Genomic DNA, 23173 nt, shown 5'->3' on the forward strand with positions numbered 1-23173 from the left:
CGGGTGGTGTGTTTATCTACAATATTCACACCCCCCCCACACCCCCCCCCCCCCCCACCCCCCCCCACCCCCCCCCCCCCGGCGGCCCCCCCCCCCCCCCCCGCGCCCCACCCCGCGGATACCCGGCCCGTCACCCCAATTCCCTTGGGCCGCGCACCGTTTGGCCGTGGCACCCGGCCCCGCACATGCGTCCGACCGGTGGCCTGAGGATCCCTCAAGTGGACTGCCCCGTACTGACTATCGAATCTCCCGGCGAGGGCGCGGCCTCTGAGCGCGCATGCCGGATGGTCCGTAAGCTGTGGCGAGTCAACAGGACGACCGGTCAGCGGGGTGGACATGGCGATGATGCGGCTCCGGCGCGAGGACCCGCGTGTCGTCGGCTCGTTCAGGCTGCACCGGCGCCTCGGCGCCGGCGGCATGGGTGTCGTCTACCTGGGCTCCGACCGGCGCGGACAGCGCGTCGCGCTCAAGGTGATCCGGCCCGATCTGGCCGAGGACCAGGAGTTCCGCTCCCGCTTCGCCCGCGAGGTGTCCGCCGCCCGGCGGATCCGTGGCGGGTGCACGGCGCGCCTGGTGGCGGCGGACCTGGAGGCCGAGCGGCCGTGGTTCGCCACGCAGTACGTGCCCGGGCCCTCCCTGCACGACAAGGTGGCCGAGGAAGGGCCGCTGACGGCCGCGCAGATCGCCGCCATCGGCGCCGCGCTCTCCGAAGGGCTGGTCGCCGTCCACGAGGCGGGGGTCGTCCACCGCGACCTCAAGCCCTCGAACATTCTTCTGTCTCCCAAGGGCCCGCGCATCATCGACTTCGGGATCGCCTGGGCCACCGGCGCGAGCACGCTGACCCACGTGGGAACGGCCGTCGGCTCCCCCGGGTTCCTGGCGCCCGAGCAGGTGCGCGGCGCCGCCGTCACCCCGGCCACGGACGTCTTCTCGCTCGGCGCCACCCTCGCCTACGCGGCCACCGCCGACTCCCCCTTCGGGCACGGCAGTTCCGAGGTCATGCTCTACCGCGTGGTGCACGAGGAACCGCACCTCCAGGGTGTCCCGGACGCGCTCGCGCCCCTCGTACGGGCCTGCCTGGCCAAGGACCCCGAGGAACGGCCGACCACGCTCCAACTGTCGATGCGGCTCAAGGAGATCGCGGCCCGCGAGGCGCACGGGCTGGGCGAGAGCCGTCCGCCGGCGCAGCGGGCCCGGACCGAGCGGCCGACGGGGCGCCTCGCCGAGGGGTACGCCGACCAGCGCGCGGAGCGCCGTACCGGCGGCCACCCCACGCCGCAGCCCCAGGGCCCGGGGCCGTCGCAGGGCCAGGGCGGCCAGGGACCGCAGAGCGGGCCGCACTCGCGGCCCTCGTCCGCGCGGGGCACCGGCTCCCGTGGCACCGGCTCGCGGGGCCCCGGCTCCACCGCCGGGCGCACGGGCGGCCGCCCGGCACCCCGTACGACGGGCACGGGGCGGCGGCCTTCGCGGCCGGACCCGAAGCTGATGCGCCAGCGCCTGATCGTCTTCGTCGTGGTGACGCTGATCGTGGCGCTGGGCATCGCGCTCGCCCAGAAGCTCTAGGCCGTCTCTTTCGGATCTTGCCCGGCCCGCGCCGCCCGACACCTCGGTCCCGCGCGGCCGCCGGGTCTACGGGCGGCCGCTCGCCACCGCGTAGAAGGCGACGGCCGCGGCCGCGCCCACGTTCAGCGAGTCCACGCCGTGCGCCATCGGGATCCGTACCCACTCGTCGGCCGCGACCAGGGCCTGGGTCGACAGCCCGTCCCCCTCCGCGCCCAGCATCAGCGCGACGCGTTCCAGGGTCTGCGGGGCGGCCTCGTCGATCGGCGAGGCCTTCTGGTGCGGGGTGAGCGCCAGGAGCTTGAAACCGGCCTCGCGGACCGAGTCCAGGCTCTTGGGCCAGGCCTCCAGGCGGGCGTAGGGCACGGAGAACACCGCGCCCATGGAGACCTTGACGGAGCGCCGGTAGAGCGGGTCCGCGCAGTCGGGCGAGAGCAGCACCGCGTCCATGCCGAGGGCGGCGGCGCTGCGGAAGATGGCGCCGATGTTGGTGTGGTCGTTCACCGCCTCCATGATGACCACGCGCCGGGTGGTGGCGAGCAGGTCCTCGGCCGTGGGCAGCGGCTTGCGCTGCATCGAGGCGAGGGCGCCGCGGTGCACGTGGTAGCCGGTGACGCGTTCGGCGAGCTCCGGAGTGACGGCGTAGACCGGGGCCGGGAGCTCGTCGATGACGTCGCGCATGACGTCGACCCACTTGGCGGAGAGCAGCATCGAGCGCATCTCGTACCCGGCGTCCTTGGCGCGTCTGATCACCTTCTCGCCCTCGGCGATGAAGAGACCTTCCGCGGGCTCGCGCCGGCGCCGGAGTTCTACGTCGGTCAGGCCCGTGTAGTCGCGCAGGCGCGGGTCGTCGGGGTCCTCGACGGTGATGAGATCAGCCACAGGTTGATACTGCCTTGTCCTGGGTGCGGTGCCAACGGCTCTGCTGGGTTGTGCGGTTGCCGCCCGGGGCGGCGGGTGCCGGGTGTGCGGCCCTACTCGGCTGCGGGCCTGTGCACCTTGACCACGTCGCCGATGACGATGACGGCGGGCGGGCGCACGTCCTGGGCCTTCACGGTCTCGCCGACCGTGGCCAGGGTGGCGTCCACGCGGCGCTGGGAGGCGGTCGTGCCCTCCTGGATGACGGCGACCGCGGTGTCGGCGGGGCGGCCGTGGCGGACCAGCGCCTCGGCGATCAGGCCGATCTTGTCCACGCCCATGAGGATGACCAGGGTGCCGGTGAGCTTCGCGAGGGAAGCCCAGTCCACGAGGGAACGCGGGTCGTCGGGGCCGACGTGGCCGCTGACCACGGTGAACTCGTGCGCCACCCCGCGGTGCGTGACCGGGATGCCGACCGCGCCGGGCACGGAGATGGAGCTGGAGATGCCGGGGACCACCGTGCAGGGGATACCGGCCTCGGCGAGGGCCTGGAGCTCCTCCATGCCGCGCCCGAAGACGTACGGGTCCCCGCCCTTGAGCCGGACCACGGCCTTGCCGGCCTTGGCGTGCTCGATGAGGGCGTTGTTGATGGCCTCCTGGGCCATGAAACGGCCGTACGGGATCTTCGCGGCGTCGATGACCTCCACGTGCGGCGGAAGCTCGTCGAGGAGGTCACGGGGGCCGAGCCGGTCGGCGATGACCACGTCGGCCTCGGCGAGCAGGCGGCGGCCGCGGACCGTGATCAGGTCGGGGTCGCCGGGTCCGCCTCCGACGAGGGAGACGCCGGGGGTGTGGTGGCGGTGGCCGGGGGCGGCGAGGCTGCCGTCGCGCAGGCCCTCGACGACGGCGTCGCGGACGGAGGCGGAGCGGCGGGGGTCGTTGCCGGTCAGCACGGCGACGGTGACGCCCTCCACGCGGCCGGTGGCCGGGGTCCAGGCGGTGGCGGCCTCGGCGTCGTCGGCGCGGACGCACCAGACCCGCTCGCGCTCGGCTTCGGCGGAGGCGGCGTCGTTGGCCGCGCGGTCCCGGGTGGCGATGAGGGCGTACCAGGCGCCGGCCAGGTCGCCGGCCTCGTAGCGGCGGCGCTCCCAGCGGATCTCGCCGGTCTCCGCCATGGCGTCCACGGAGGGGGTGGCGGAGGGGGAGACGAGCAGGACGTCGGCGCCGGCCGCGATGAGCGCGGGGAGGCGGCGCTGGGCGACCTGGCCGCCGCCGATGACGACGACGCGGCGGCCCGCGAGTCTCAGGCCGACGGGGTACGCGGGGTGTTCAGCCATGGCGGTGCGGCTCCTGATGCGGCGGTCGTCGTGCTGTCTTGCCGCTGCGGCGTTGGAGCGGCGGTGGGTGTGCGGCTGGATGGTCCGGTGCGTCGCGTGGTGCTGACGTGCGGGTTCTCGTGCGGGTCCACGATACGGCCCGGTGGGGGCGGGGGCGCGGGCGGTGCCCTGCGGGCGGATTCCCCCACCCCCCCCATCCCCAAACCCGGGGGTGGGCCCGGCCCCCTCCCGTGCGCTCGGCGCCGGTCCCCAAATAGCCGGGGCGGGCTGGATTTTCCCGCCCGGCGACGAAGCATTACTTCTCCGTGACTCCGGCCGAGTCGAAGGTGGCGACCTCGTGCATCGCGCGGGCCGCGCTCTGGACCAGCGGGAGGGCCAGGAGGGCGCCGGTGCCCTCGCCCAGGCGCAGGTCCAGGTCGACCAGGGGGCGCAGGCCGAGCTTGTTGAGGGCCGCCACGTGGCCGGGCTCGGCGCTGCGGTGGCCCGCGATGCAGGCGGAGAGGGACTCGGGGGCGATGGCGCGGGCCACCAGGGCGGCCGCGCCGGCGCTGACGCCGTCCAGGATGACCGGCGTCCGCAGGGAGGCGCCGCCGAGGAGGAGGCCGACGATCGCCGCGTGTTCCAGGCCGCCGATCGCCGCCAGGACGCCGATCGGGTCCGCCGGGTCGGGCTGGTGCAGTTCCAGGGCGCGGCGTACGACCTCGACCTTGCGGGCGTGCGTCTCGTCGTTGATGCCGGTGCCGCGGCCGGTGACCTCCGCAGCGTCGACTCCGGTGAAGACCGAGATCAGGGCCGCCGACACCGTGGTGTTCGCGATGCCCATCTCGCCGGTGAGGAGTGCCTTGTTGCCGGCCGCGACCAGGTCGCGGGCCGTTTCGATGCCCACCTCGATGGCGGCGACGGCCTCTTCGCGGGTCATCGCGGGGCCGACGGACAGGTCGGCCGTGCCGGGGCGGACCTTGCGCGGGAGCAGGCCCGGCGTGGCCGGGAGGTCGCCCGCGACGCCCACGTCGATCACGCAGACCTCGGCGCCGACCTGGTTGGCGAACGCGTTGCAGACCGCCCCGCCGCCCAGGAAGTTGGCCACCATCTGCAGGGTGACCTCCTGGGGCCACGGGGTGACGCCCTGGGCGTGCACGCCGTGGTCGCCCGCGAAGATCGCGACCGCGGCCGGCTCCGGGATCGGCGGCGGGCAGACCCGGGAGAGTCCGGCCAGCTGCGCCGAGATGATTTCGAGCATGCCGAGCGCCCCGGCGGGCTTGGTCATGCGCTTCTGCCGCTCCCAGGCCTCGCCGAGCGCCTTCGCGTCGAGCGGGCGGATGCTGGCGACCGTCTCGGAGAGCAGGTCGTGCGGCTCCTCGCCGGGCAGCGCGCGGCGCCCGTACGTCTCCTCGTGCACGACCCAGGCCAGGGGACGCCGCTGCGACCAGCCGGCCTGCATCAGCTCGGGCTCCTCGGGGAACTCGTCCACGTACCCGACGCACAGGTAGGCGACGACCTCCAGGTGCTCCGGCAGGCCGAGCGCGCGGACCATCTCGCGCTCGTCGAAGAAGCTGACCCAGCCGACGCCGAGGCCTTCGGCGCGCGCGGCGAGCCAGAGGTTCTCGACGGCGAGGGCCGAGGAGTACGGGGCCATCTGCGGCTGGGTGTGCCGGCCGAGGGTGTGGCGGCCGCCGCGGGTGGGGTCGGCGGTGACCACGATGTTCACCGGGGTGTCGAGGATGGCCTCGATCTTGAGTTCCTTGAACTGCTTGGCACGGCCCTTGGGCAGCGACTTCGCGTAGGCCTCGCGCTGGCGTTCGGCGAGCTCGTGCATCGTCCGGCGGGTCTCGGCGGACTTGATGACGACGAAGTCCCACGGCTGCGAGTGGCCGACGCTGGGCGCGGTGTGGGCCGCCTCCAGGACGCGGAGCAGCACCTCGTGCGGGATGGGGTCGGTGCGGAAGCCCTTGCGGATGTCGCGGCGCTCGCGCATGACGCGCAGCACGGCCTCGCGCTCGGCGTCGGCGTACGCCGGGGCCGGCGGCTCCGTGGCCGCCTCGGCGGCCGGGGCCTCCTGCTCGGGTTCCCGCTCGTCCTCGGGCGCGGTCTCCGCCACGGGGGCGGTCGCGTCGTCGGCCGCTGCCGCGGGCTCGGACTCCGGCTGCGCCTCGGGCTGCGCCGGTACGTCTTCCAGCGCGGCGGCGACCGGCTCGGGCTCGGGAACCGCCACGGGCTCCGGCTCCGGCTGCGGCTCGGGCTCCACGACGGCGACCGGCTCGGCCTCGGCCACGGCCACCACGGGCTCCGGCTGGGCCACGACGACGGGCTCGGGCTCGGCGGCCGGGACGGGCTGCTGCTCCGGCTCCGGCGAGGCCGCAGCCACCGCTTCGGCCATGACCGGCTCGGGCTCGGGGGCCGCCACGGGCTCGGGAGCGAGCTCCGCCGCGACGACGACAGCGGCGGGCTCGGGCTCCGCGACGGCGACAGGGGCGGGCACGGTTACGGGGACTTCGGCGATGACCGGCTCCGCCACGGCGGCGACCGCCGGTGCGGCCTCCACCGGAAGCTCGACCGGAGGCTGCTCGGCCGGAACCTCTGCCACGGACTCGGGAGCCTGCTCCACCGTCCACGGGGTCCCGGCCTGGACCGGGATCTCGGCCGGCTGCGGGGCGCCGGGAGCGACGGCCTCCGGGTGCGGGATGTCCAGGTACTCGGGTCCCGTGGTCGGCGGACCGGGCTGGCGCACCGGGACCGCCACAGCGGGGGTGTTCAGTGCGGGGGTGCTCAGCTCGGACGCCTCGGACGCGGGAGCCAGGGGCTCGGAAGCCGCGGGGACCTGCGGAGCCGGCACCTGCGAGGAAGCCGGGGCCGGAACCTGGGCCGGAACCTGGGCCTGGACCTGCGCCTGCGCCGGAGCCGGCGTAGCGGCCGGGCCCCGGTCCGCGAGGGAGCGTACGACTCCCCCGGTGGCCTCGGGCACGGGCGGGCCCATGTGCAGCGGCCGCCGTACGGGGGCGGGGGCGACGGGGGCCGCCTGAGTCTGGCCCTGGCCCTGCGGGGCCACGAGGCCGCCGAGGTCCAGCGCTCCGGAGTCCCGGCCGCCGGCTTCGTGCGCGCCCGCGCTGTAGGAGGCCGGGTCGGGATAGGACTGCTCGGGGAAGCCGGGCTGCGGGTAGGGCTCGTAGGCCATCGGGGCGGGGGCGGCCGGGTGCTGGTACTCGGAGTACACGGGGGGCTCGGCGTATTCGGCGGGCCCGGCGTACTCGGTGTACGGAGCGTCCGCGTACGCCGTGGGCTCGGGGAAGACGGGCATCTGCGGAACGACCTGCGGGTCGCTCCACGCGCCCTGGCTGCTCGGCATCAGCAGCAGTTCCTCGTCCTCCGGCTCGGCCGGGTCGTCCACGAGGTCCTGGAAGGCGTAGCCCCCGGTCGCGGGGGACGGCATGGGAACCGGGGCGGGGATGCCCGGCTGATCCACCATGCCCGTGTTGTCCGGGAGACCCTCGCCCGGAACCTGGCCGGTGTCAGTCATGCGTACCCCTCGCCCATCGGTGTTGCCTCTTCTACCGCCCGGTCGACCACGAGCCCGCCGAGCGCTGATGCCGTGCCGGATTGCCGTGGGGCGGTTTCGCCTCACATACGCCTGCACGACAACCAGTAAGTATTGTCGTGCCCGTTCGCCATCATGGCGGCCATAACCGCCACGGTCCTCTGTGGACTACGCCACGTCCCGCGTCCTGCCGGTCCCGCATGCCCGAATCGTCCGGGCGGTGCGACGGTCGGCCAGCCTACCCCGGGCTCGCGGCAAGGGCCTGTCCGGGCGGCTTACGGCAGTTTGACGAGGGGTCCTAAGACCGGTCCGGGCGGCTGACGGGGCGTTCGGCGGCCAGCAGGAACACCACGGAACGCTGCTGTTCGGTCCAGGTCCGGGTGTCGAGGCCGACGGATTGGAGCAGCGCGCACTCGACGGCGTACCCGCCCTCGGCGAGGACCCGGCCGATGGCCTCCGCCTCGTCGCGCGTGGAGGCGTGGGTGACGATCCGTTCGGGACGGCGGTCGGCGACGGCGGCGACGACCTCGGCTCCCCCGCCGCCGACGCGGACCACGTCGGGCTCGGGCAGGGTCTCCAGTACGTGCGGGGCGCGGCCGGTGACCACCTGGAGCTGTACGCCCCGGGCGCGGGCGGCGGTGGCGGCGCGTTCGCAGGCGTGCCGGTCCGCGTCGACGGCGATGACGGCGGCGCCGAGTGCGGCGGCGTCCACGGCGAGGGCTCCGGAGCCGGAGCCGATGTCCCAGACGAGGTCGCCGGTGCGCGGTCCGAGGCGGGCGAGCTGGGCGGCGCGCAGTTGCGCCGACTCCCCTTCTCCCACGTCGATCTGCGGGCGGGCCCAGCCACGGCCGGAGGTCTGGGCCGCGCTCTGGCCGAGGAGCCAGGTGGGGTCGGTGGCGGCGCTCTGGCCGCCGATGACGATGACCACGTTGGGGTCGCGCCAGCTGTGGTCGGCGGCCTTGTCGGAGGTGAGGACCGTCACCTGCTCCTTGTCGGTGCCCAGTTCCTCACAGATGACGAAGGTGCGGTGGACCCCTTCGAGCAGCAGGGCGAGTTCGGCAGGCCCGGCGCCGGGCGAGGTGATGACGGCGACCTTGGGGTGGGCGCGGCAGACGTTGACCGCGCGGCGCAGGGTGAGCCGGTGGGCGACGACCACCTGGGCGTCGTCCCAGGGCATCCCGGCGCGGGCGAAGGCGGCGGCCACGGCGGACACGGCCGGTACGACTTCGACTTCCAGGCCGTGTTCCGGGGCGCGCAGGGCGCGTACGACACCGAAGAACCCGGGGTCGCCGTCGGCGAGGACCACGGCGGTGCCGCGGTGGGCGGCGATCCGGCCGGCGGCGAGGCCCACGCTGCCGAGGCGGATGCGCTCGGCGGTGGGCGGGACTTCGGGGAGCGCGAGGTGGTGGGCGGCGCCGGCCACCAGGGTGGCCGCGGAGAGCGCGGACCGGGCGGCCGCGGTCAGGGGGGAGCCGTCCCAGCCGATCACCGTGACCCGGTCGGCCATCGTCGTCAGTCTCCTGGGGTGGGGGCGGGCGAAGCTTCCATGGGGTCGGGCACGGTGAGACTACCTGGTCATCGGGTCAGTTCCAGTCGGACGACACCGCGTAGCCGTTCGCGTCGGACGGGTGGATCCCGTAGCCGTCGTAACCGCCGGAGCGGTTGTCCGCGTAGCTGTCCGAGTAGTTGTCGGAGTAGTCGTCGGAGTAGCCGTCGGCCTCGTCGTCGAGGTCCTCGGGGACCAGGCCCCAGACGATGAGGTCGCTGCGGGCGTCGGACCAGGAGCCGTCGGGGTTCTGGGTGCGCACTATGCAGGCGCTGCGCAGGACGCCTTCGCTGATGCACCCGATCTTCTGGGCCACCTGCTGGGAGGCGGTGTTGTCGGCGGCGGTGCGCAGTTCGATGCGTTCGAAGCGCTGTTCGCGGAAGAGCCAGCGGGCGACGGCGCACACGGATTCGCTGGCGTAGCCCTCGCCGCGGGCCCAGGGGGCGGTGACGTAGCCGGCTTCGGTGGTGCGGGTGCGCCAGTTGGTGCCCTGGAGGTGGACGATGCCGACGAGGCGGTGGGTGAGGAACTCGGTGACGGCGAAGACGATGCCGCGGCCCTCGGTGCGCTCGGCGTGGGCGGTGCGGGTGGCCCAGGTGAGCGCGTCGGCCCGGGTGTAGGGGTGCGGGACCGAGGTCCAGGCGGTGACGTGCTCGTCGTTCATCATCTCGATGAGCGCGGTGACGTCCTCTTCCTCGAAGGGGCGCAGCACCAGCCGGTCCGTGCTGATGGTGACGTCCGGGAAGGTGGTAGTCATGCGCAGCTCCATGCCTGTGACCTTGGTGCGACCGTGATGCGTTGCGACCGGTGGTGCGGGACCGTTTGTGCGGGCCGTAGGCCACAGCATGCAGCATCGGCCTGGGGATGTGCAGGGCCGGGCTGCCCGGAAGCGGGCAGCGCGCGGCCCCGTACACCGTTGGGGTGTACGGGGCCGGTCGAGCTGGTGGATCAAGAAGCGGATCCGGAAGCGGATCAGGAAGTCGGCTTGCCGAAGGCCGGGATGACCGAGCCCTGGTACTTGTCGTTGATGAACTTCTTGACCTCGTCGGAGTTCAGGAGCTTCGCGAGCTTCTGGATCCGGGGGTCGTCCTGCTTGCCGTTCTTGACCGCGAGGATGTTGGCGTACGGGTTGCCCTCGGCCTTCTCCAGCACGAGCGCGTCCTTGGCCGGGACGAGCTTGGCCTCGATGGCGTAGTTGCCGTTGATGACGGCGGCGTCCACGTCGTTCAGGGCGCGCGGGACCGTGGCGGCCTCCAGCTCCTTGAACTCCAGGCCCTTCTTGTCGGTGATGTCGGACAGCTTGGCGCCGGTTCCGACACCCTCCTTGAGGGTGATGAGCTTGTTCGCGGCGAGCAGCTGGAGCGCGCGGCCCTCGTTGGTGGGGTCGTTGGGGACGGCGATGGTCTGGCCGGCCTTGATGTCGTCGAGGCCCTTGTCCTTCTTGGAGTAGAGGCCCAGCGGCTCCAGGTGCACGTTCACGACGGGCACGATGTCCGTGCCGTTCTTCTTGTTGAAGTCGTTCAGGTACGGCACGTGCTGGAAGTAGTTCGCGTCGACCTGGCCCTGCTGGGTGGCGGTGTTCGGCAGGACGTAGTCCGTGAACTCCTTCACCTCCAGCTTGAGGCCTTCCTTCGCCGCCAGGTTGTCCTTGACGAACTTCAGGATGTCGGCGTGCGGGGTCGGGGAGGCCGCGATGACCAGCGGCTTGCTCTCGTCGACCTTGCCCCCGTCGGCCTTGGTGGAGGACGGGTCCGAGGAGCTGCCGCAGGCGCTCAGGGAGAGCGTCAGCGCGGCGGCGGTGGCGGCGAGGGCGGTGAGCTTGATGTTCTTACGCACGAAGAGTGCCTTTCTTGCTTCTTGCATTGCGGGTGACGGCCCAAGCACGACAAGTGCGGGCTTTTCTTGGGGAAAAAAGTTCTGGATCGTCCGGCTCGGGCCCGGATCAGGCTGTCCGACCCCGGCGCGCGAGGAGGCGTACCACGCCGTCACCGACGAGCTGGATCACCGTGACGAGCAGGATCAGGACCACGACGGTCGCGACCATGAAGCCGGTCTCGAAGCGCTGGAAGCCGTACGTGATGGCCTTGGAGCCGAGGCCTTCGCCGCCGACCGCGCCGGCCATGGCGGAGTAGCCGATCAGGGTGATCACGGTGGTGGTGACGGCCGCGATCAGGGAGGGCAGGGCCTGCGGGAGGAGCACCTTGCCGACGAGGGTCGGGATGCCTCCGCCCATGGACTCGACGGCTTCGACGAGGCCGTGGTCCACCTCGCGGACGGCGGTCTCGACGAGCCGGGCGAAGAAGGGGATGGCGCCGATGGCGAGCGGGACGATCATGGCGGTGGGGCCGATGAAGGTGCCGACGATCGCCGTGGTGACCGGGATCAGGAAGATCAGCAGGATGATGAAGGGCAGCGAGCGGCCCATGTTCACGATCACGCCGAGGACCTTGTTGACCGGGCGGTTCTGGAGCAGGCCGCCCTTGTCGGTGAGGACCAGCAGGATGCCGATGGGCAGGCCGCCGAGGATGGTCACCAGGGTGGACCACAGCACCATGTAGAGGGTGTCGAACGTGCCCTGCGTGAGCAGCGGCTGCATTTCGGACCAGGTCACTTCGCACCTTCCTTGACCAGCTCGGCGAGTTCCGTTTCGGCCTCGACCACGTCCACCTGGAGCCCCTGCTCGCGCAGGAATCCGACGGGCACGACGTTGTCCTCGTAGCGGCCGGGCAGTTCGATGCGCATGCGGCCGACCTGGCGGCCGGAGACGGTGTCCATCGCGGCGCCGAGGATCGAGATGTCGATGTTGTAGGTGCGGGCCAGCTGGGAGATGACCGGCCGGGTCGCGGTCTCGCCGTGGAAGGTGACGTCGATGACCGTGTGCTCCGCGGTGGTCGCGGAACCGGTCAACGGGAACAGTTCGTGGGCGAGCTCGGAGCCGGGGGTGGCCAGCAGCTCGGTGACGGTGCCGGACTCGACGATCCGGCCCTGCTTCATCAGGGCGGCGGAGTCGCAGACGGACTTGACCACGTCCATCTCGTGCGTGATGAGCAGCACGGTCAGCCCGAGCCGGCGGTTGAGGTCGCGCAGCAGCTGGAGGATCTGGCGGGTGGTCTCGGGGTCCAGGGCGCTGGTGGCCTCGTCGGAGAGCAGCACCTTGGGGTCGCCGGCCAGGGCGCGGGCGATGCCGACGCGCTGCTTCTGGCCGCCGGAGAGCTGGCCGGGGTAGGACTTGGCCTTGTCGGAGAGGCCGACGAGGTCGAGGAGTTCGGCGGCTTTGCGGGACCGCTCGCGGCCGGATATCCCCAGGATCTCCAGGGGCAGCTCGATGTTGCCCTGGACGGTGCGCGAGGACAGCAGGTTGAAGTGCTGGAAGACCATGCCGATGCGGCTGCGGGCTTCGCGGAGCTCCTTGCCGGCGCGGCGGCCCCGGCCGGTGAGCGCGGTGAGGTCGACGCCGTCCACGGTCACGGTGCCGGTGGTGGGGCGCTCCAGCAGGTTCACGCAGCGGATCAGGGAGGACTTTCCGGCGCCGCTCTGGCCGATGACTCCGTAGACCTCGCCCTCGCGGACGTGCAGGTCGACGCCGTCCAGGGCGGTGACCTCGCGGCCACGGGACTGGTAGACCTTCGTGAGGCCCGATGTGGTGATCACAGGATTTCCGTCGCTGTCGAGTGCACGGCGCAGCGGGTGCGGGTGCCGGGCACGGGGCAAACATCTGGGGACGCGATACGGGCCGAACCGTCTGAAAACGGCGGTGTCGGCGCGTGCGCGGGGCAGGAGCGATCCGGGTTCACATGGAATGCGGGGCGCGGATGGAGCTCGGCCGGTCTCGCTTCGGGGCGCGAGACATGCGGGGAAGGGGGCCCTCAGAAGGCGCGCATTCGACACATACAACGAGCACCGGGCGTCATCGTCGCCTCGGTCGCAAGGGTGCGGCTGCTCGTCGTGGTCATGGGCCCAGTAAACCAGACGATCCCCGTGACCGATCAAAGGCGTCCGCATAGCGGACGGATTTCGGCCGCATAGCGGACAAGCCCGGTCAGGCCCAATCCTCCGTCTCGACCGTCATCCCATCGGCCCCGACCAGCACGGACACGGCCGAAAGGTCCCGTACGACCACGTCGGCTTCGAGTTCGGCGGCGGTGTGCGTTGTGGTCAAGGCCACCGTCGTCATCCCGGCCGCGCGGCCCGCGGCCAGTCCGGCGGGGGCGTCCTCGAAGACCACGCAGCGGGCCGGGTCCACGCCGAGCCGGGCGGCCGCCAGGAGGAAGGGCTCCGGGTCGGGCTTGCCCCGGGTGATGTCGTCGGCGGCCACCATCTCGGGGAAGTCGATGCCCACCTCGCGCAGCCGCGCCCCGGCGAGCGGCCGGGTGGCCGAGGTGACCACGGCCCATCGGCCGGGCGGCAGCGCGGACAGCAGCTCCTTGGTGCCGGGGAGCAGGACGACCCCGCCGGGCACGTCCTCCACCTCCAGGGCCTCGATCCGGGCGAGGGCCCCGGCCCGGGCCCCCTCGGGGAGCTCGGGGAGGAGGTCCGCGATGATCTCGGCGGCCGGCCGACCGTGCAGTTCGACGGCGGCGAAGGCCTCCTCGGTGATCCCGTACTCCCGGGCCCAGCGGGCCCAGCAGCGGTGCACCGATTCCATCGAGGAGACGAGCGTGCCGTCGTTGTCGAACAGCAGCGCGTCGAAATGCGGGCCGTGCTTCCCTTGCAGCTTTCCGTGCGTCCCTTTCAGCTTCATGCCTTCCAGGAAAGCCCCCGGGCAGGGGTGAGCGCATCGGGTCTTTCGGCCCGTAATACCCTCGCTGCATGCTCGACGCCCTGACGGTCGCCATCGGCGTGGCCGCACTCGCTCTCGCCGCCTGGTGCGGTTTCGCCGCCTGGCGGGACCAGCCGACCAAGGACTGGCACTTCATCGGCATGGCCGTGGTGACCGTACTGGTCCTCGCGCAGCTGGTGGTCGGCCTGGTCCAGCTCGCCCGCGGCGAGAAGCCCGAGCAGGGCACGGTGCTCTTCGTGGCCTACCTGGTGGGCGCCTTCGCCACGATCCCGGCCGCCGGGATGCTCTCGCTGACCGAGCGGACCAAGTGGGGCTCGGTGACGGTGGCCGCGGGCGCGGTCGTCCTCGCGGTGCTCGAAGTACGGCTCTACGACATCTGGGGAAACACCGGTGCCTGACACGAACGCGAACACGGACACGGACAGCGGCACCGGCACCGGCACCACGCCGCCGCCCGCCGAGCGCAAGCGCCTGGTCACCGGGCCGGGGGTGCTGCTGCTCTGGGTCTACGGGGTGATCACGGTCGGCGCGGTCTCGCGCTCGGTCTACCAGATCTCCACCGAGTTCGACCAGGCCCCGCTGCCCTACACGCTGACCGGCCTGGCCGCACTCGTCTACTGCTTCATCACGTACTCGCTGGTGCGCGGCGGGGAGACGGCCCGCAAGGCGGCGAGGATCTGCTGCGCCGCCGAGCTGACCGGCGTACTCGTCGTGGGCACCTGGACCCTGGTGCGTCCGGAGTCCTTCCCCGACTCGACCGTGTGGTCGGACTTCGGGATGGGCTACCTGTTCATTCCGGTGATCCTGCCGATCACCGGAATGCTCTGGCTCCGGGCGAAGCGCTGAACGCCAGGCGCTGACCGCTAGGCGCTGACCGCGAAGTCGGTGGCCTCCTTGGCCTCCTTCTCCAGGATCACCAGGCGTACGCCGTCGGACGCGGTGCGCCCGCCGACCTGGGTGTAGCCGGCCTTGCGGTAGAGGCGCAGGTTCGATTCGCTCTTGTGGCCGGTGAACAGCCGGAAGCGGGTGGTCCCGTCGAGCCCGGAGAGGGCGGCCTCGACCGCCTTCAGGAGCCGGGCGCCGAGGCCGTGGCCCTGGAGCCGGGGGTGGACGCAGAGCTTGGCGATCTTGCCGGTGCCCTCGTCGTCCACGTTGCCGCGCACGGCCCCGACGATCTCGTCGCCGAGCCGTGCCACCAGGACGGTGTCCGAGGCCAGCTCCGCCTTGAGGGAGTCCAGGGATTGGGTGAGCGGCTGGATGAGGTAGTTGCCGTACAGCTCGGCTTCGCTCTGGAACGCCAGGTACTGCAACTTGATGATCTGCTCGGCATCCTCGGCAGTTGCCGCCGAAATGGTCACGCTCATGCCCATGTGCGCATGCCTCCCGCTCACCTGGTGGCCTTTTGGTCTACCGCTCCATTCCCCGCAGGTCGGGAGCCTCAACCTCTACGGCCAGCATTCTGCGCAGACATCCCAGGCAACGGGAACGGACGGGCCCCAAACTTCCTTGTGAGATACCCAACTCTCCTGCGATTTCACGGTAGGTGAGGTCCCTGGGCGAAAGAAGTGCCCTCAGGAGCTCCGGACACCTTCCGGGCAATCGGGCGACCGCCGATCGAAGGGCCCGGTTCTCCTCGCCGTGCAGAAGGGCGTCTTCCGGTTCCGCGCCCGAGCTGGTACCGGCGCCGTCGGCCCCGGAGTGGTGGCGCTGGCCGCCCACGGAGTGCTGGCGGTGGTCGTACGGGACTTCGCGCCGGGCCCGGCGCCGCGCCCGGCGGCCCTCCGCCCGCACCGCCCGGCGCAGCCAGTCCGCCGGCTCCGCGAGGGTGTGCCGGTGCTCCAGCAGCCTGACCCAGACGGCTTGTTCGAGATCGGCGGCGTCCACCCCGGTGCCGGCGGCTTCCGCGGCCGCTTCGGCGGAGAGCAGCGGACGGAGCTTGTCGAGAAGGTCAGCCTTCATCAGGTCCATGCCGGGCGGGACGCGAAGGCCGCGCCGGGCGGTTTCCCCGCCGGGCGCGGCCCACTCGTACGAGAAGCTCTGGCTACGGGTTGACGCCCCGGCCCGGACGGAAGGCCTCGGCCGCGAGGAGTCCGGTGTCGGCCTGGTCGGTGAAAATGCCGTCGATGCCCTGTTCGAAGTACCTCTTGAAGGCGCCGAAGGCATCGCCGTACGCGTTCGGGTCGGTGCCCTTGCGGTACTCGGCCGGCAGGAAGCTGTTCTCGTTGCGCGCGGTGTAGGGGTGCAGGATCAGCCCCTTCGCGTGGGCGTCCGCGACCAGGGTGGTCGGGGCGCCGAGCCTGCCCGCCGCGTCGCGCGGCAGGATCAGGTCCATGGTCGGCCCGATGCCCTGGGCGAAGCCGGCGATCCACTTCAGCCCCTCGGGCTTGACGAGGTCGGCGACCGTACGGGGGTCCTTGGCCAGTTCGAAGTCCCACGGGCGGGTGCCCGCGGCCGAGAGGAGCACGATGCGCGGGGCGGAGACCAGCCGGGAGAGCCGCTGGATGCTGGAGGGCTCGAAGGACTGCAGGAAGAGCGGGGCGCCTCGCCCGTCGCGCCCGTAGCGGCGCAGCAGCTTGGCGAGGGGCTCCTCCAGGCCGAGGCCCAGGGCCCGGAAGTAGCTGGGGTGCTTGGTCTCGACGTGCAGCCAGATCTTCTTCCCGCGCTTGCGGCCCTCGCGGTCGGCCCAGCGGAGCACCTCTTCGAAGGTGGGGACGGACCAGCGTCCGTCGTAGAGCGTGTTGCGCTGGCGGACGGCGGGGATGCGTTCCTTCGCACGCAGGGTCTTCAGCTCGGCGAGGGTGAAGTCCTCGGTGAACCAGCCGGTGACCGCGACCCCGTCGACCGTCTTGGTGGTCTTGCGGGAGGCGAACTCGGCGTGGTCGCCGACGTCCGTGGTGCCGCCGATCTCGTTCTCGTGACGGCACACCAGGTGGCCGTCCTTGGTGGGGACGAGGTCCTGCTCGATCACGTCCGCGCCGAGTTCGAGCGCGAGCTGGTAGGAACCGAACGTGTGCTCCGGCCGGTACCCGGCGGTGCCCCGGTGTCCGATGATCGTCGGCGAAGGCAGGTCCCGGTAGCCTCCGTCACGGCCGTTCGTCGCGGCCGCCGCCGTTCCGGCGCCCACCGTGAGACCGGTTGCGGCGCCGCCCGCCGCCAGGACGGCCGCTCCCAGTACCGTGCGCCGTGCTGCCCCACCCTGCGTCATGAGTGCCACTCCCCATCCGACAAGGGCCGGGATCCCGGGATCTCCGGGTCCTACGGCCCGAATCCGCGTGCCGATGGTAGGCAAGGGGTGGTGGCGGGCGGGGGTGCGCGGGCGGAACATGGCGGAAACGTGCGTCAACACTGCGTATCCACCTCGTGAACCCGATGTGCGATCAGAGCTGACCCACGAGTATCGTCCTCACCTGCACTACCGCCGTGTGGTGGGTGCGAACCGCTTTTCGATGCCGGAGGGCCCACGTTGTTCCGTACGCGCCTGATCAAAGCCACAGTCGGACCCGTCATGCGCCTGATCATCCGCACCCGTGTGGAGGGCATCGAGAACATCCCGGGCACCGGGCCGGTGATTCTGGCGGGCAACCACCTGACCTTCATCGACTCGATGATCCTGCCGCTGGTGTGCGACCGCACGGTCCACTTCATCGGCAAGGACGAGTACGTGACGGGCAAGGGCATCAAGGGCCGGGCCATGGCCTGGTTCTTCACCGGCGCCGGGATGATCCCCGTCGACCGCGACGGGGCCAACGGCGGCGTCGCCGCCCTGATGACCGGCCGCCGCATCCTCGAAGAGGGCAAGATCTTCGGCATCTACCCCGAGGGCACCCGCTCCCCCGACGGCCGCCTCTACCGCGGCCGCACCGGCATCGCCCGCCTGACCCTGATGACCGGCGCGCCCGTCGTCCCCTTCGCGATGATCGGCACCGACAAGCTCCAGCCCGGCGGCGCCGGCATGCCGCGCCCGGGCCGGGTCACCGTCCGGTTCGGCGAGCCGATGGAGTTCTCCCGCTACGAGGGCATGGACCGCGACCGCTACGTGCTGCGCGCCGTCACCGACTCGGTGATGGCCGAGGTCATGCGGCTCTCGGGTCAGGAGTACGTGGACATGTACGCGACCAAGGCCAAGGAAGCCGCGTAGCACTCGTAGCGCCCGTAGCGCTCCTACTGTCGCTGGAGTGACCGGCTGACGCCCGCCGCGGTCGTCGTGGCGAGGACCCAGCCGGTCACGATCAGCAGGTACGACAGCCACTGGTACCAGCCGTCCGGCGCGAAGGCCGCCTCCTGGCCGAAGCCGATGATCGGCAGCATCAGGTCGATCGTGTAGAACACCGCGTTGAACTCCGGGGCCTCCCCCACCTTCAGCGGCCGGGGCGGGTGGAGCTGGTAGGCGATCGTCCCCGTCAGCACCAGTGCCATCAGCCAGCCCGCCGCGCGCAGCGGCCTGAACCCGTATCCGACGGTGGTGTCCTGGAGCAGCCCCCACAGGCGGGCGTGCCGGGGCAGGGTCCGCCGGTGCCGGCGCAGCTTGGCCAGCTGGACGGCGCGCGCGGCCGCCTCGTCGCCCACCGTGCGGTAGGCCGCCGCGAGCTGTTCGTAGGCGTACGGGAGGTAGCCCGCCGCCTCGCGTTCCAGTGCGGGCAGCCGCTGTTCGGCGGGCAGGTGCGGGATGAGGGTGCGGTAGGTGAGGCCGTCGAAGCGGATCTCCTGCGGCAGGGTGACGGGCGTGACGTGCAGCATGTCGACGTGGGAGCGGCGCAGGTTGACCGCGCCCTGGATGGTCGGGCAGGAGCGCAGCCAGACTTCGCCGACCGCGCAGCTGGAGGCGCGCAGGGCGACGCCGCCCGGGTTGATGAGCCGGGCGTAGGCGAGGTTGAGCTGGCCGGGTATCCGGGATCCGGTGAGGTTGACCCGGCCGCGCAGCTCGGCGCGCATGGCCCGCAGGTCCGTGCCGACGGTGAGGGTCTCGGCGTGCAGGGCCGTGCTGCCGGGGGCGAGGAGGCGGGCGTCGTCGAGGTTGATCTGGCCGCCGACGGTGGTGCCGTTGATGCGCGTCTGGCCGTGGACGGTGAGCTCCATGGCGATGACGTCGGTGCCGATGTCGGCGTGGTTGAACTGGAGTACGGGCTCCCGCGGCTCGTCCGGGTCCTCTTCGCCGGTCACGGGCGTGCCGATGACCGCGCGGCGGATGAAGAGCCCGCCGGCTATCCGGGCACCGGCGAGCCGGACGGGGCCGGTGATGGTGCAGCAGGACAGCTTGAGCGCGACGTCTACGCGGACGGCGTCGGCGGTCAGGCCGGGAAGCGTGGAGTCGTTGGCCACGAAGGTCCGCAACTGGGCCCCGTAGAGCATGGGCTTGCGTTCGAACCAGCAGGCGCGCAACCGGATCGGGTGCTCCACGACGGCGTACTTGAGGTTCAGCTTGCCGGTGATCCGGGCGCCCCGGACGTTGAGTCCGGCGACCTGCCCCTCGGCGGTGGGGCCGCCCAGCAGCAGCGCGGTGAGGACCTCGGCGCGTACGGTCCGCTCGGGCCCCCAGTCGGCGCCGGCGGAGCCGTTCTCCCCCGGTGCCTCCAGGAAGTCGACGCCCTCACCGCGGGGGAAGGCGTCCCATACGCGGCGTTCGGCCGGGGTCAGATCGGTGATCTCCATCGCCGGGATGGTGTCCTGTGCGTCGACGGACTGTCAACTCCGCTCCGGACACCACCCCTTGGCGTGAACGTCAGTGCTCGATGCCGTCCTGGAGCTCCTGGCCCTTGAGGAGGAACCAGGCGGCCACCGCGGTGGCCAGCAGGACGGCCGCGCCGACGCCGGAGGCCAGCCTCAGGCCGTCCACGAAGGCGTCCTGGGCAGCGCCGACCATCCGGTGCGCGGTCTCCGGGTCCAGCGACTTGGCGGCTTCGACGGCGCCGCCGAGGGATTCGTGGGCGGCGTCGGCCACGGCTGCGGAGACGGAGGCCGGGGCGGTGAAGCTCTGGTAGACGCCGGTGACGACCGAGCCGAGCAGGGCGATGCCGAGGGCGGCGCCGAGTTCGTACGCGGTCTCGGAGACGGCCGAGGCCGAACCGGCCTGCTCCTTGGGCACGCTGGAGAGGATCACGTCGGCGGTGACGGTGAAGGAGAACCCGGCGCCGAGTCCGACGATGAGCAGGGCCGCGCCGAGCAGCGGGTAGCCGGTCTCCTTGTGGATGACGGTGAGCGCGGCCAGGGCGATGCCGATGGCCGCGAGGCCTCCGGTCACGATGGCCCGTACCCCGTACTTGCGGGCGTACGTGCCCGCGACCAGGCCGGTGACCACCGCGCCGATGGCGGCGGGCAGTTCGGCCAGGCCGGCTTCGAGCGGCTGGCGGCCCTGGACGAGCTGGAGGAACTGCGAGAGGAAGAAGACCAGCCCGGACAGTCCGAAGACGGTGAGCAGGTCGGCGAGGACCGCGCCGGAGAAGCCGCGGTGCCTGAAGAGCCGCATGTCGAGGAGCGGGGCGGTCAGGGTGAACTGACGGCGTACGAAGGTGTAGAGCGCGCCCGCTCCGATGGCGGCGGCCGCCCACACCTCCCAGCCCATGCCGTGCGTGGCGACCTGCTTGACGGCGTAGACGACGCCGATGATGCCGACGAGGGAGAGGCCGACGCTGAGCAGGTCCCAGGGGCCCGAGACCGGGTTCTTGGACTCGGGCAGCAGCTTGATGCCGACGATGACCAGGACGATCATCACGGGGAGGTTGATGAGGAAGACCGAACCCCACCAGAAGTGCTGGAGCAGGGCTCCGCCGACGACCGGGCCCACGGCCGCACCGGCGGAGGCGGTGGCGCCCCAGATGCCGATGGCGAGGCTGCGCTCCTTGGGGTCGTGGAAGATGTTGCGGATCAGCGCGAGGGTGGACGGCATCAGGGTCGCGCCGGCCACGCCGAGCAGGGCGCGGGCGACGATCATCATCTCGGGGCTGGTCGCGTAGGCGTTCAGGACCGAGACGGCGCCGAAGGCGGTCGCGCCGACGAGCAGGAGCTTCTTGCGGCCGATGCGGTCGCCGAGGGAGCCCATGGAGACGAGCAGACCGGCGATGACGAAGGAGTAGATGTCGCCGATCCACAGCAGCTGGGTGCCGGACGGCTTGAGGTCCTCGCTGAGGGAGGGCGTGGCGAGACCGAGCACGGTGGCGTCGACCGCGACCAGCAGGACGGCCAGGACGAGCACGGAGAGCGCCAGCCAGCGCCCTCGCCTCTTCCCCTCCGCCCCCTTCACCTGCGTCAGCTGTTCGATTCGGCTCATTTCTCCACACTCCGTCTTGCGCCACCGAGCAGCAACTCGGTGATCATGTACTGAAAGTCCTTGGTCGCGACCCGGCCGTCCATGACGGCCCAGGCGCAGGTGCCGACGAGGCCGAAGAAGGCCTCGGTGAGCCATGCGGGGCTCAGATCGATCCGGATGTCGCCCTCTTGCTGGCCGCGCCGGAAGAGGTCGCCGACGCGGGCGTCGAGCCGGGCCCAGCCCTCGTTGACCTGGTCGCCCTCGAAGAGCTGGTTCTCGGTGACGAGGAAGGCCAGCAGCTCGCCGTTGGGCTCCGCCTCGGCGACGAGGCGCTTGAGCGCCTCCGGGGCCGGCCCCTCGCCGAGGCGGGCGTTGTCGAACGCCGCCTCGAACTCCCGGATGCCGAGCTCTTCGAGCGCCCGCACGAGGGCGTCGCGCCCGGCGAAGTGCCGGTGGAGGGTCGCGCGGCCGATGCCCGCCGCCCTCGCGACCTCGTCCATCGTGGCGGTCGATTTACGGGAGAGCAGGGCGGCGGCGGCGCGGAGCACCTGATCACGATCCATGGCCATGAGACGAGCATACCCCGAATGAGACGTCGCTGTCTCATTGAATAAATGAGCTGCCCTTACCGGCCCCGAAAGGAATCCTGCCGAAATGAATCCGAAGCCGATGCGGGTCTGACTGAATCCGGGCCACGGCGCGGAGCTGCTCGCGCTCGCGGACTCGTACGACCTCGTCTGGGCGACCACCTGGAAGGACGAGGCGGATCGGCCTGGTCCGGGCCGACTTCGACGCGCTGGCGGACTGGGCGGCGTAACGCCGCAGGGGCGGCCGGGGCCCGAAGGCTCCGACCGCCCCTGCGGACGCGGCGGACTACTGCTTGTGGGTCGCCCAGGCGTGCTGGATGACCAGGTCGGCCTTGAGCTCCGTGAGCTGGACGGCGACCGCCGACGGGGCGGTGCCGCCGCGGCCGTCGCGGGAGGCCAGCGCGCCCTTGACGTTGAGGACCGTACGGACCTCCGGGGTCAGGTGCTCCGAGATCTTCGCGAACTGCTCGTCGGTGAGCTCGTCGAGCTCGATGCCGAGCCCCTCGCACTCCTTGACGCACTCGCCCGCGACCTCGTGCGCCACCCGGAACGGCACGCCCTGCTTGACCAGCCACTCGGCGATGTCGGTGGCGAGCGAGAAGCCGGCCGGAGCCAGCTCCTCCATCCGCTCCCGGTTGACCGTGAGGGTCGCCATCATGCCGGTGAAGGCGGGGAGCAGGACCTCAAGGGTGTCGCAGGAGTCGAAGACCGGCTCCTTGTCCTCCTGGAGGTCGCGGTTGTAGGCCAGCGGAAGGGCCTTCAGCGTGGCCAGCAGGCCCGTCAGGTTGCCGATGAGGCGCCCCGACTTGCCCCGCGCCAGCTCCGCGATGTCCGGGTTCTTCTTCTGCGGCATGATCGACGACCCGGTGGAGAAGGCGTCGTGCAGGGTCACGAAGGAGAACTCCTTCGTGTTCCAGATGATGATCTCCTCCGCGATCCGGGACAGGTTGATCCCGATCATCGCGGTGATGAAGGCGAACTCGGCGACGAAGTCGCGCGAGGCCGTCCCGTCGATGGAGTTGCCGACCGAGCCGCGTTCGAAGCCCAGTTCGGCGGCGACCGCCTCCGGGTCCAGGCCGAGCGAGGACCCCGCCAGGGCGCCCGAGCCGTACGGGGAGACCGCGGTCCGGGTGTCCCACTGGCGCAGCCGCTCCGCGTCCCGGGACAGCGACTGCACGTGGGCCAGTACGTGGTGGGCGAACAGCACCGGCTGCGCGTGCTGGAGGTGCGTGCGGCCCGGCATGGCCACGTCGGCGTGCACCTCGGCCAGGCCGACCAGCGCGTCCTGGAGATCGGCGATCAGTCCGCCGATGGTCCGGGCGTGGTCGCGCAGGTACATCCGGAAGAGGGTGGCGACCTGGTCGTTGCGGGACCGGCCGGCACGCAGCTTGCCGCCGAGGTCGGCGCCGAGCCGCTCCAGCAGACCGCGTTCCAGGGCGGTGTGGACGTCCTCGTCGGCGATGGTGCCGACGAAGGAGCCGTCCGCCACATCGGCTTCGAGCCGGTCCAGGCCGTCGATCATGCGGTCGAGCTCTTCGGCCGTGAGCAGGCCCGCCTTGGCGAGCACGCGCGCGTGGGCACGGGAGCCGGCGATGTCGTACGGCGCGAGGCGCCAGTCGAAGTGGACCGACGCGGACAGCTTCGCGAGGGCCTCGGCGGGACCGTCGGCGAACCGGCCGCCCCAGAGCCGGACGTCACCACCGTTGTTGCTGCTCACAGCTACTGCTCCT

The 23173-nt window shown here is 71.9% G+C and carries 20 protein-coding genes; 4 read left to right on the top strand and 16 right to left on the bottom strand.

Going from position 1 to position 23173, the window contains the following annotated elements:
* Window positions 1-336: 336 nt before the first annotated feature.
* On the top strand, window positions 337-1563 hold the full coding sequence (locus ACFXDJ_RS16870; protein WP_384849357.1) for a serine/threonine-protein kinase: 1227 nt from the start codon (window positions 337-339) through the stop codon (window positions 1561-1563).
* Between the two features lie 66 nt (window positions 1564-1629).
* Here ACFXDJ_RS16870 and ACFXDJ_RS16875 read toward each other — a convergent pair whose 3' ends face one another.
* From ACFXDJ_RS16875 to ACFXDJ_RS16915, 9 genes are all read right to left on the bottom strand, one after another.
* Window positions 1630-2442 (bottom strand): TrmH family RNA methyltransferase, encoded by an 813-nt coding sequence (locus ACFXDJ_RS16875; RefSeq protein ID WP_384650281.1) that lies wholly within the window; start codon window positions 2440-2442, stop codon window positions 1630-1632.
* A gap of 92 nt (window positions 2443-2534) precedes the next feature.
* The gene (gene cobA / locus ACFXDJ_RS16880; protein ID WP_384650283.1) at window positions 2535-3755 is read right to left on the bottom strand and encodes a uroporphyrinogen-III C-methyltransferase; all 1221 of its coding nucleotides are present in this window, start codon (window positions 3753-3755) and stop codon (window positions 2535-2537) included.
* Between the two features lie 295 nt (window positions 3756-4050).
* Window positions 4051-7269, bottom strand: coding sequence for a nicotinate-nucleotide--dimethylbenzimidazole phosphoribosyltransferase (cobT, locus tag ACFXDJ_RS16885; RefSeq protein WP_384849360.1), 3219 nt, complete (start codon window positions 7267-7269; stop codon window positions 4051-4053).
* A 316-nt stretch (window positions 7270-7585) separates the two neighbouring features.
* Entirely contained in the window at window positions 7586-8794 is a 1209-nt protein-coding gene (gene cbiE / locus ACFXDJ_RS16890; protein ID WP_384650287.1) for a precorrin-6y C5,15-methyltransferase (decarboxylating) subunit CbiE, read from the bottom strand.
* A gap of 76 nt (window positions 8795-8870) precedes the next feature.
* Entirely contained in the window at window positions 8871-9590 is a 720-nt protein-coding gene (locus tag ACFXDJ_RS16895; protein WP_384650289.1) for a GNAT family N-acetyltransferase, read from the bottom strand.
* Window positions 9591-9805: 215 nt separating this feature from the next.
* Window positions 9806-10669, bottom strand: coding sequence for a MetQ/NlpA family ABC transporter substrate-binding protein (locus tag ACFXDJ_RS16900; RefSeq protein ID WP_384650292.1), 864 nt, complete (start codon window positions 10667-10669; stop codon window positions 9806-9808).
* A gap of 106 nt (window positions 10670-10775) precedes the next feature.
* Window positions 10776-11444: a methionine ABC transporter permease gene (locus ACFXDJ_RS16905; protein WP_384650294.1), complete on the bottom strand. Its 669-nt coding sequence runs from the start codon at window positions 11442-11444 to the stop codon at window positions 10776-10778.
* Complete coding sequence (locus ACFXDJ_RS16910) at window positions 11441-12484, bottom strand: methionine ABC transporter ATP-binding protein (protein WP_384650296.1); 1044 nt, start codon at window positions 12482-12484, stop codon at window positions 11441-11443. The genes ACFXDJ_RS16905 and ACFXDJ_RS16910 overlap by 4 nt, the downstream gene beginning before the upstream one ends.
* Before the next feature lie 388 nt (window positions 12485-12872).
* A complete protein-coding gene (locus ACFXDJ_RS16915; RefSeq protein ID WP_384650298.1) occupies window positions 12873-13574 on the bottom strand; it encodes an HAD-IA family hydrolase in 702 nt (233 codons plus the stop codon).
* A 68-nt stretch (window positions 13575-13642) separates the two neighbouring features.
* Between ACFXDJ_RS16915 and ACFXDJ_RS16920 the strand changes: the two genes are divergently transcribed.
* Together ACFXDJ_RS16920 and ACFXDJ_RS16925 are read left to right on the top strand one after the other, a co-directional pair.
* Window positions 13643-14011, top strand: a complete 369-nt coding sequence (locus ACFXDJ_RS16920; protein ID WP_384650300.1) for a hypothetical protein — start codon at window positions 13643-13645, stop codon at window positions 14009-14011.
* Window positions 14012-14084: 73 nt separating this feature from the next.
* Window positions 14085-14459, top strand: a complete 375-nt coding sequence (locus ACFXDJ_RS16925) for a hypothetical protein (protein WP_384650365.1) — start codon at window positions 14085-14087, stop codon at window positions 14457-14459.
* 17 nt (window positions 14460-14476) lie between these two features.
* Here ACFXDJ_RS16925 and ACFXDJ_RS16930 read toward each other — a convergent pair whose 3' ends face one another.
* The 3 genes from ACFXDJ_RS16930 to ACFXDJ_RS16940 form a co-directional block, all read right to left on the bottom strand.
* Entirely contained in the window at window positions 14477-14983 is a 507-nt protein-coding gene (locus ACFXDJ_RS16930) for a GNAT family N-acetyltransferase (protein WP_384650301.1), read from the bottom strand.
* Window positions 14984-15020: 37 nt separating this feature from the next.
* Window positions 15021-15572: an RNA polymerase sigma factor gene (locus tag ACFXDJ_RS16935; RefSeq protein ID WP_384650303.1), complete on the bottom strand. Its 552-nt coding sequence runs from the start codon at window positions 15570-15572 to the stop codon at window positions 15021-15023.
* A gap of 82 nt (window positions 15573-15654) precedes the next feature.
* Window positions 15655-16818 (bottom strand): glycerophosphodiester phosphodiesterase, encoded by a 1164-nt coding sequence (locus ACFXDJ_RS16940; RefSeq protein ID WP_384650305.1) that lies wholly within the window; start codon window positions 16816-16818, stop codon window positions 15655-15657.
* A gap of 300 nt (window positions 16819-17118) precedes the next feature.
* On the opposite strand from ACFXDJ_RS16940, the gene ACFXDJ_RS16945 reads away from it, so the two are divergent.
* Window positions 17119-17751 carry a lysophospholipid acyltransferase family protein gene (locus ACFXDJ_RS16945; protein ID WP_330295495.1) on the top strand — a complete coding sequence of 211 codons (633 nt, stop codon included), beginning with the start codon at window positions 17119-17121 and terminating at the stop codon, window positions 17749-17751.
* Window positions 17752-17774: 23 nt separating this feature from the next.
* Here ACFXDJ_RS16945 and ACFXDJ_RS16950 read toward each other — a convergent pair whose 3' ends face one another.
* The 4 genes from ACFXDJ_RS16950 to argH form a co-directional block, all read right to left on the bottom strand.
* Entirely contained in the window at window positions 17775-19262 is a 1488-nt protein-coding gene (locus ACFXDJ_RS16950; protein WP_384650307.1) for a membrane-associated oxidoreductase, read from the bottom strand.
* 70 nt (window positions 19263-19332) lie between these two features.
* Window positions 19333-20877, bottom strand: coding sequence for an MFS transporter (locus ACFXDJ_RS16955; RefSeq protein ID WP_384650309.1), 1545 nt, complete (start codon window positions 20875-20877; stop codon window positions 19333-19335).
* Window positions 20874-21425: a TetR/AcrR family transcriptional regulator gene (locus ACFXDJ_RS16960; protein ID WP_384650311.1), complete on the bottom strand. Its 552-nt coding sequence runs from the start codon at window positions 21423-21425 to the stop codon at window positions 20874-20876. Before ACFXDJ_RS16960 ends, ACFXDJ_RS16955 begins: the two co-directional genes overlap by 4 nt.
* Before the next feature lie 304 nt (window positions 21426-21729).
* Window positions 21730-23160: an argininosuccinate lyase gene (argH, locus tag ACFXDJ_RS16965; protein WP_384650313.1), complete on the bottom strand. Its 1431-nt coding sequence runs from the start codon at window positions 23158-23160 to the stop codon at window positions 21730-21732.
* Window positions 23161-23173: the final 13 nt, after the last annotated feature.

Source organism: Streptomyces sp. NPDC059443, from assembly GCF_042750105.1.
In the GTDB taxonomy this organism is placed as follows: Bacteria; Actinomycetota; Actinomycetes; order Streptomycetales; family Streptomycetaceae; genus Streptomyces.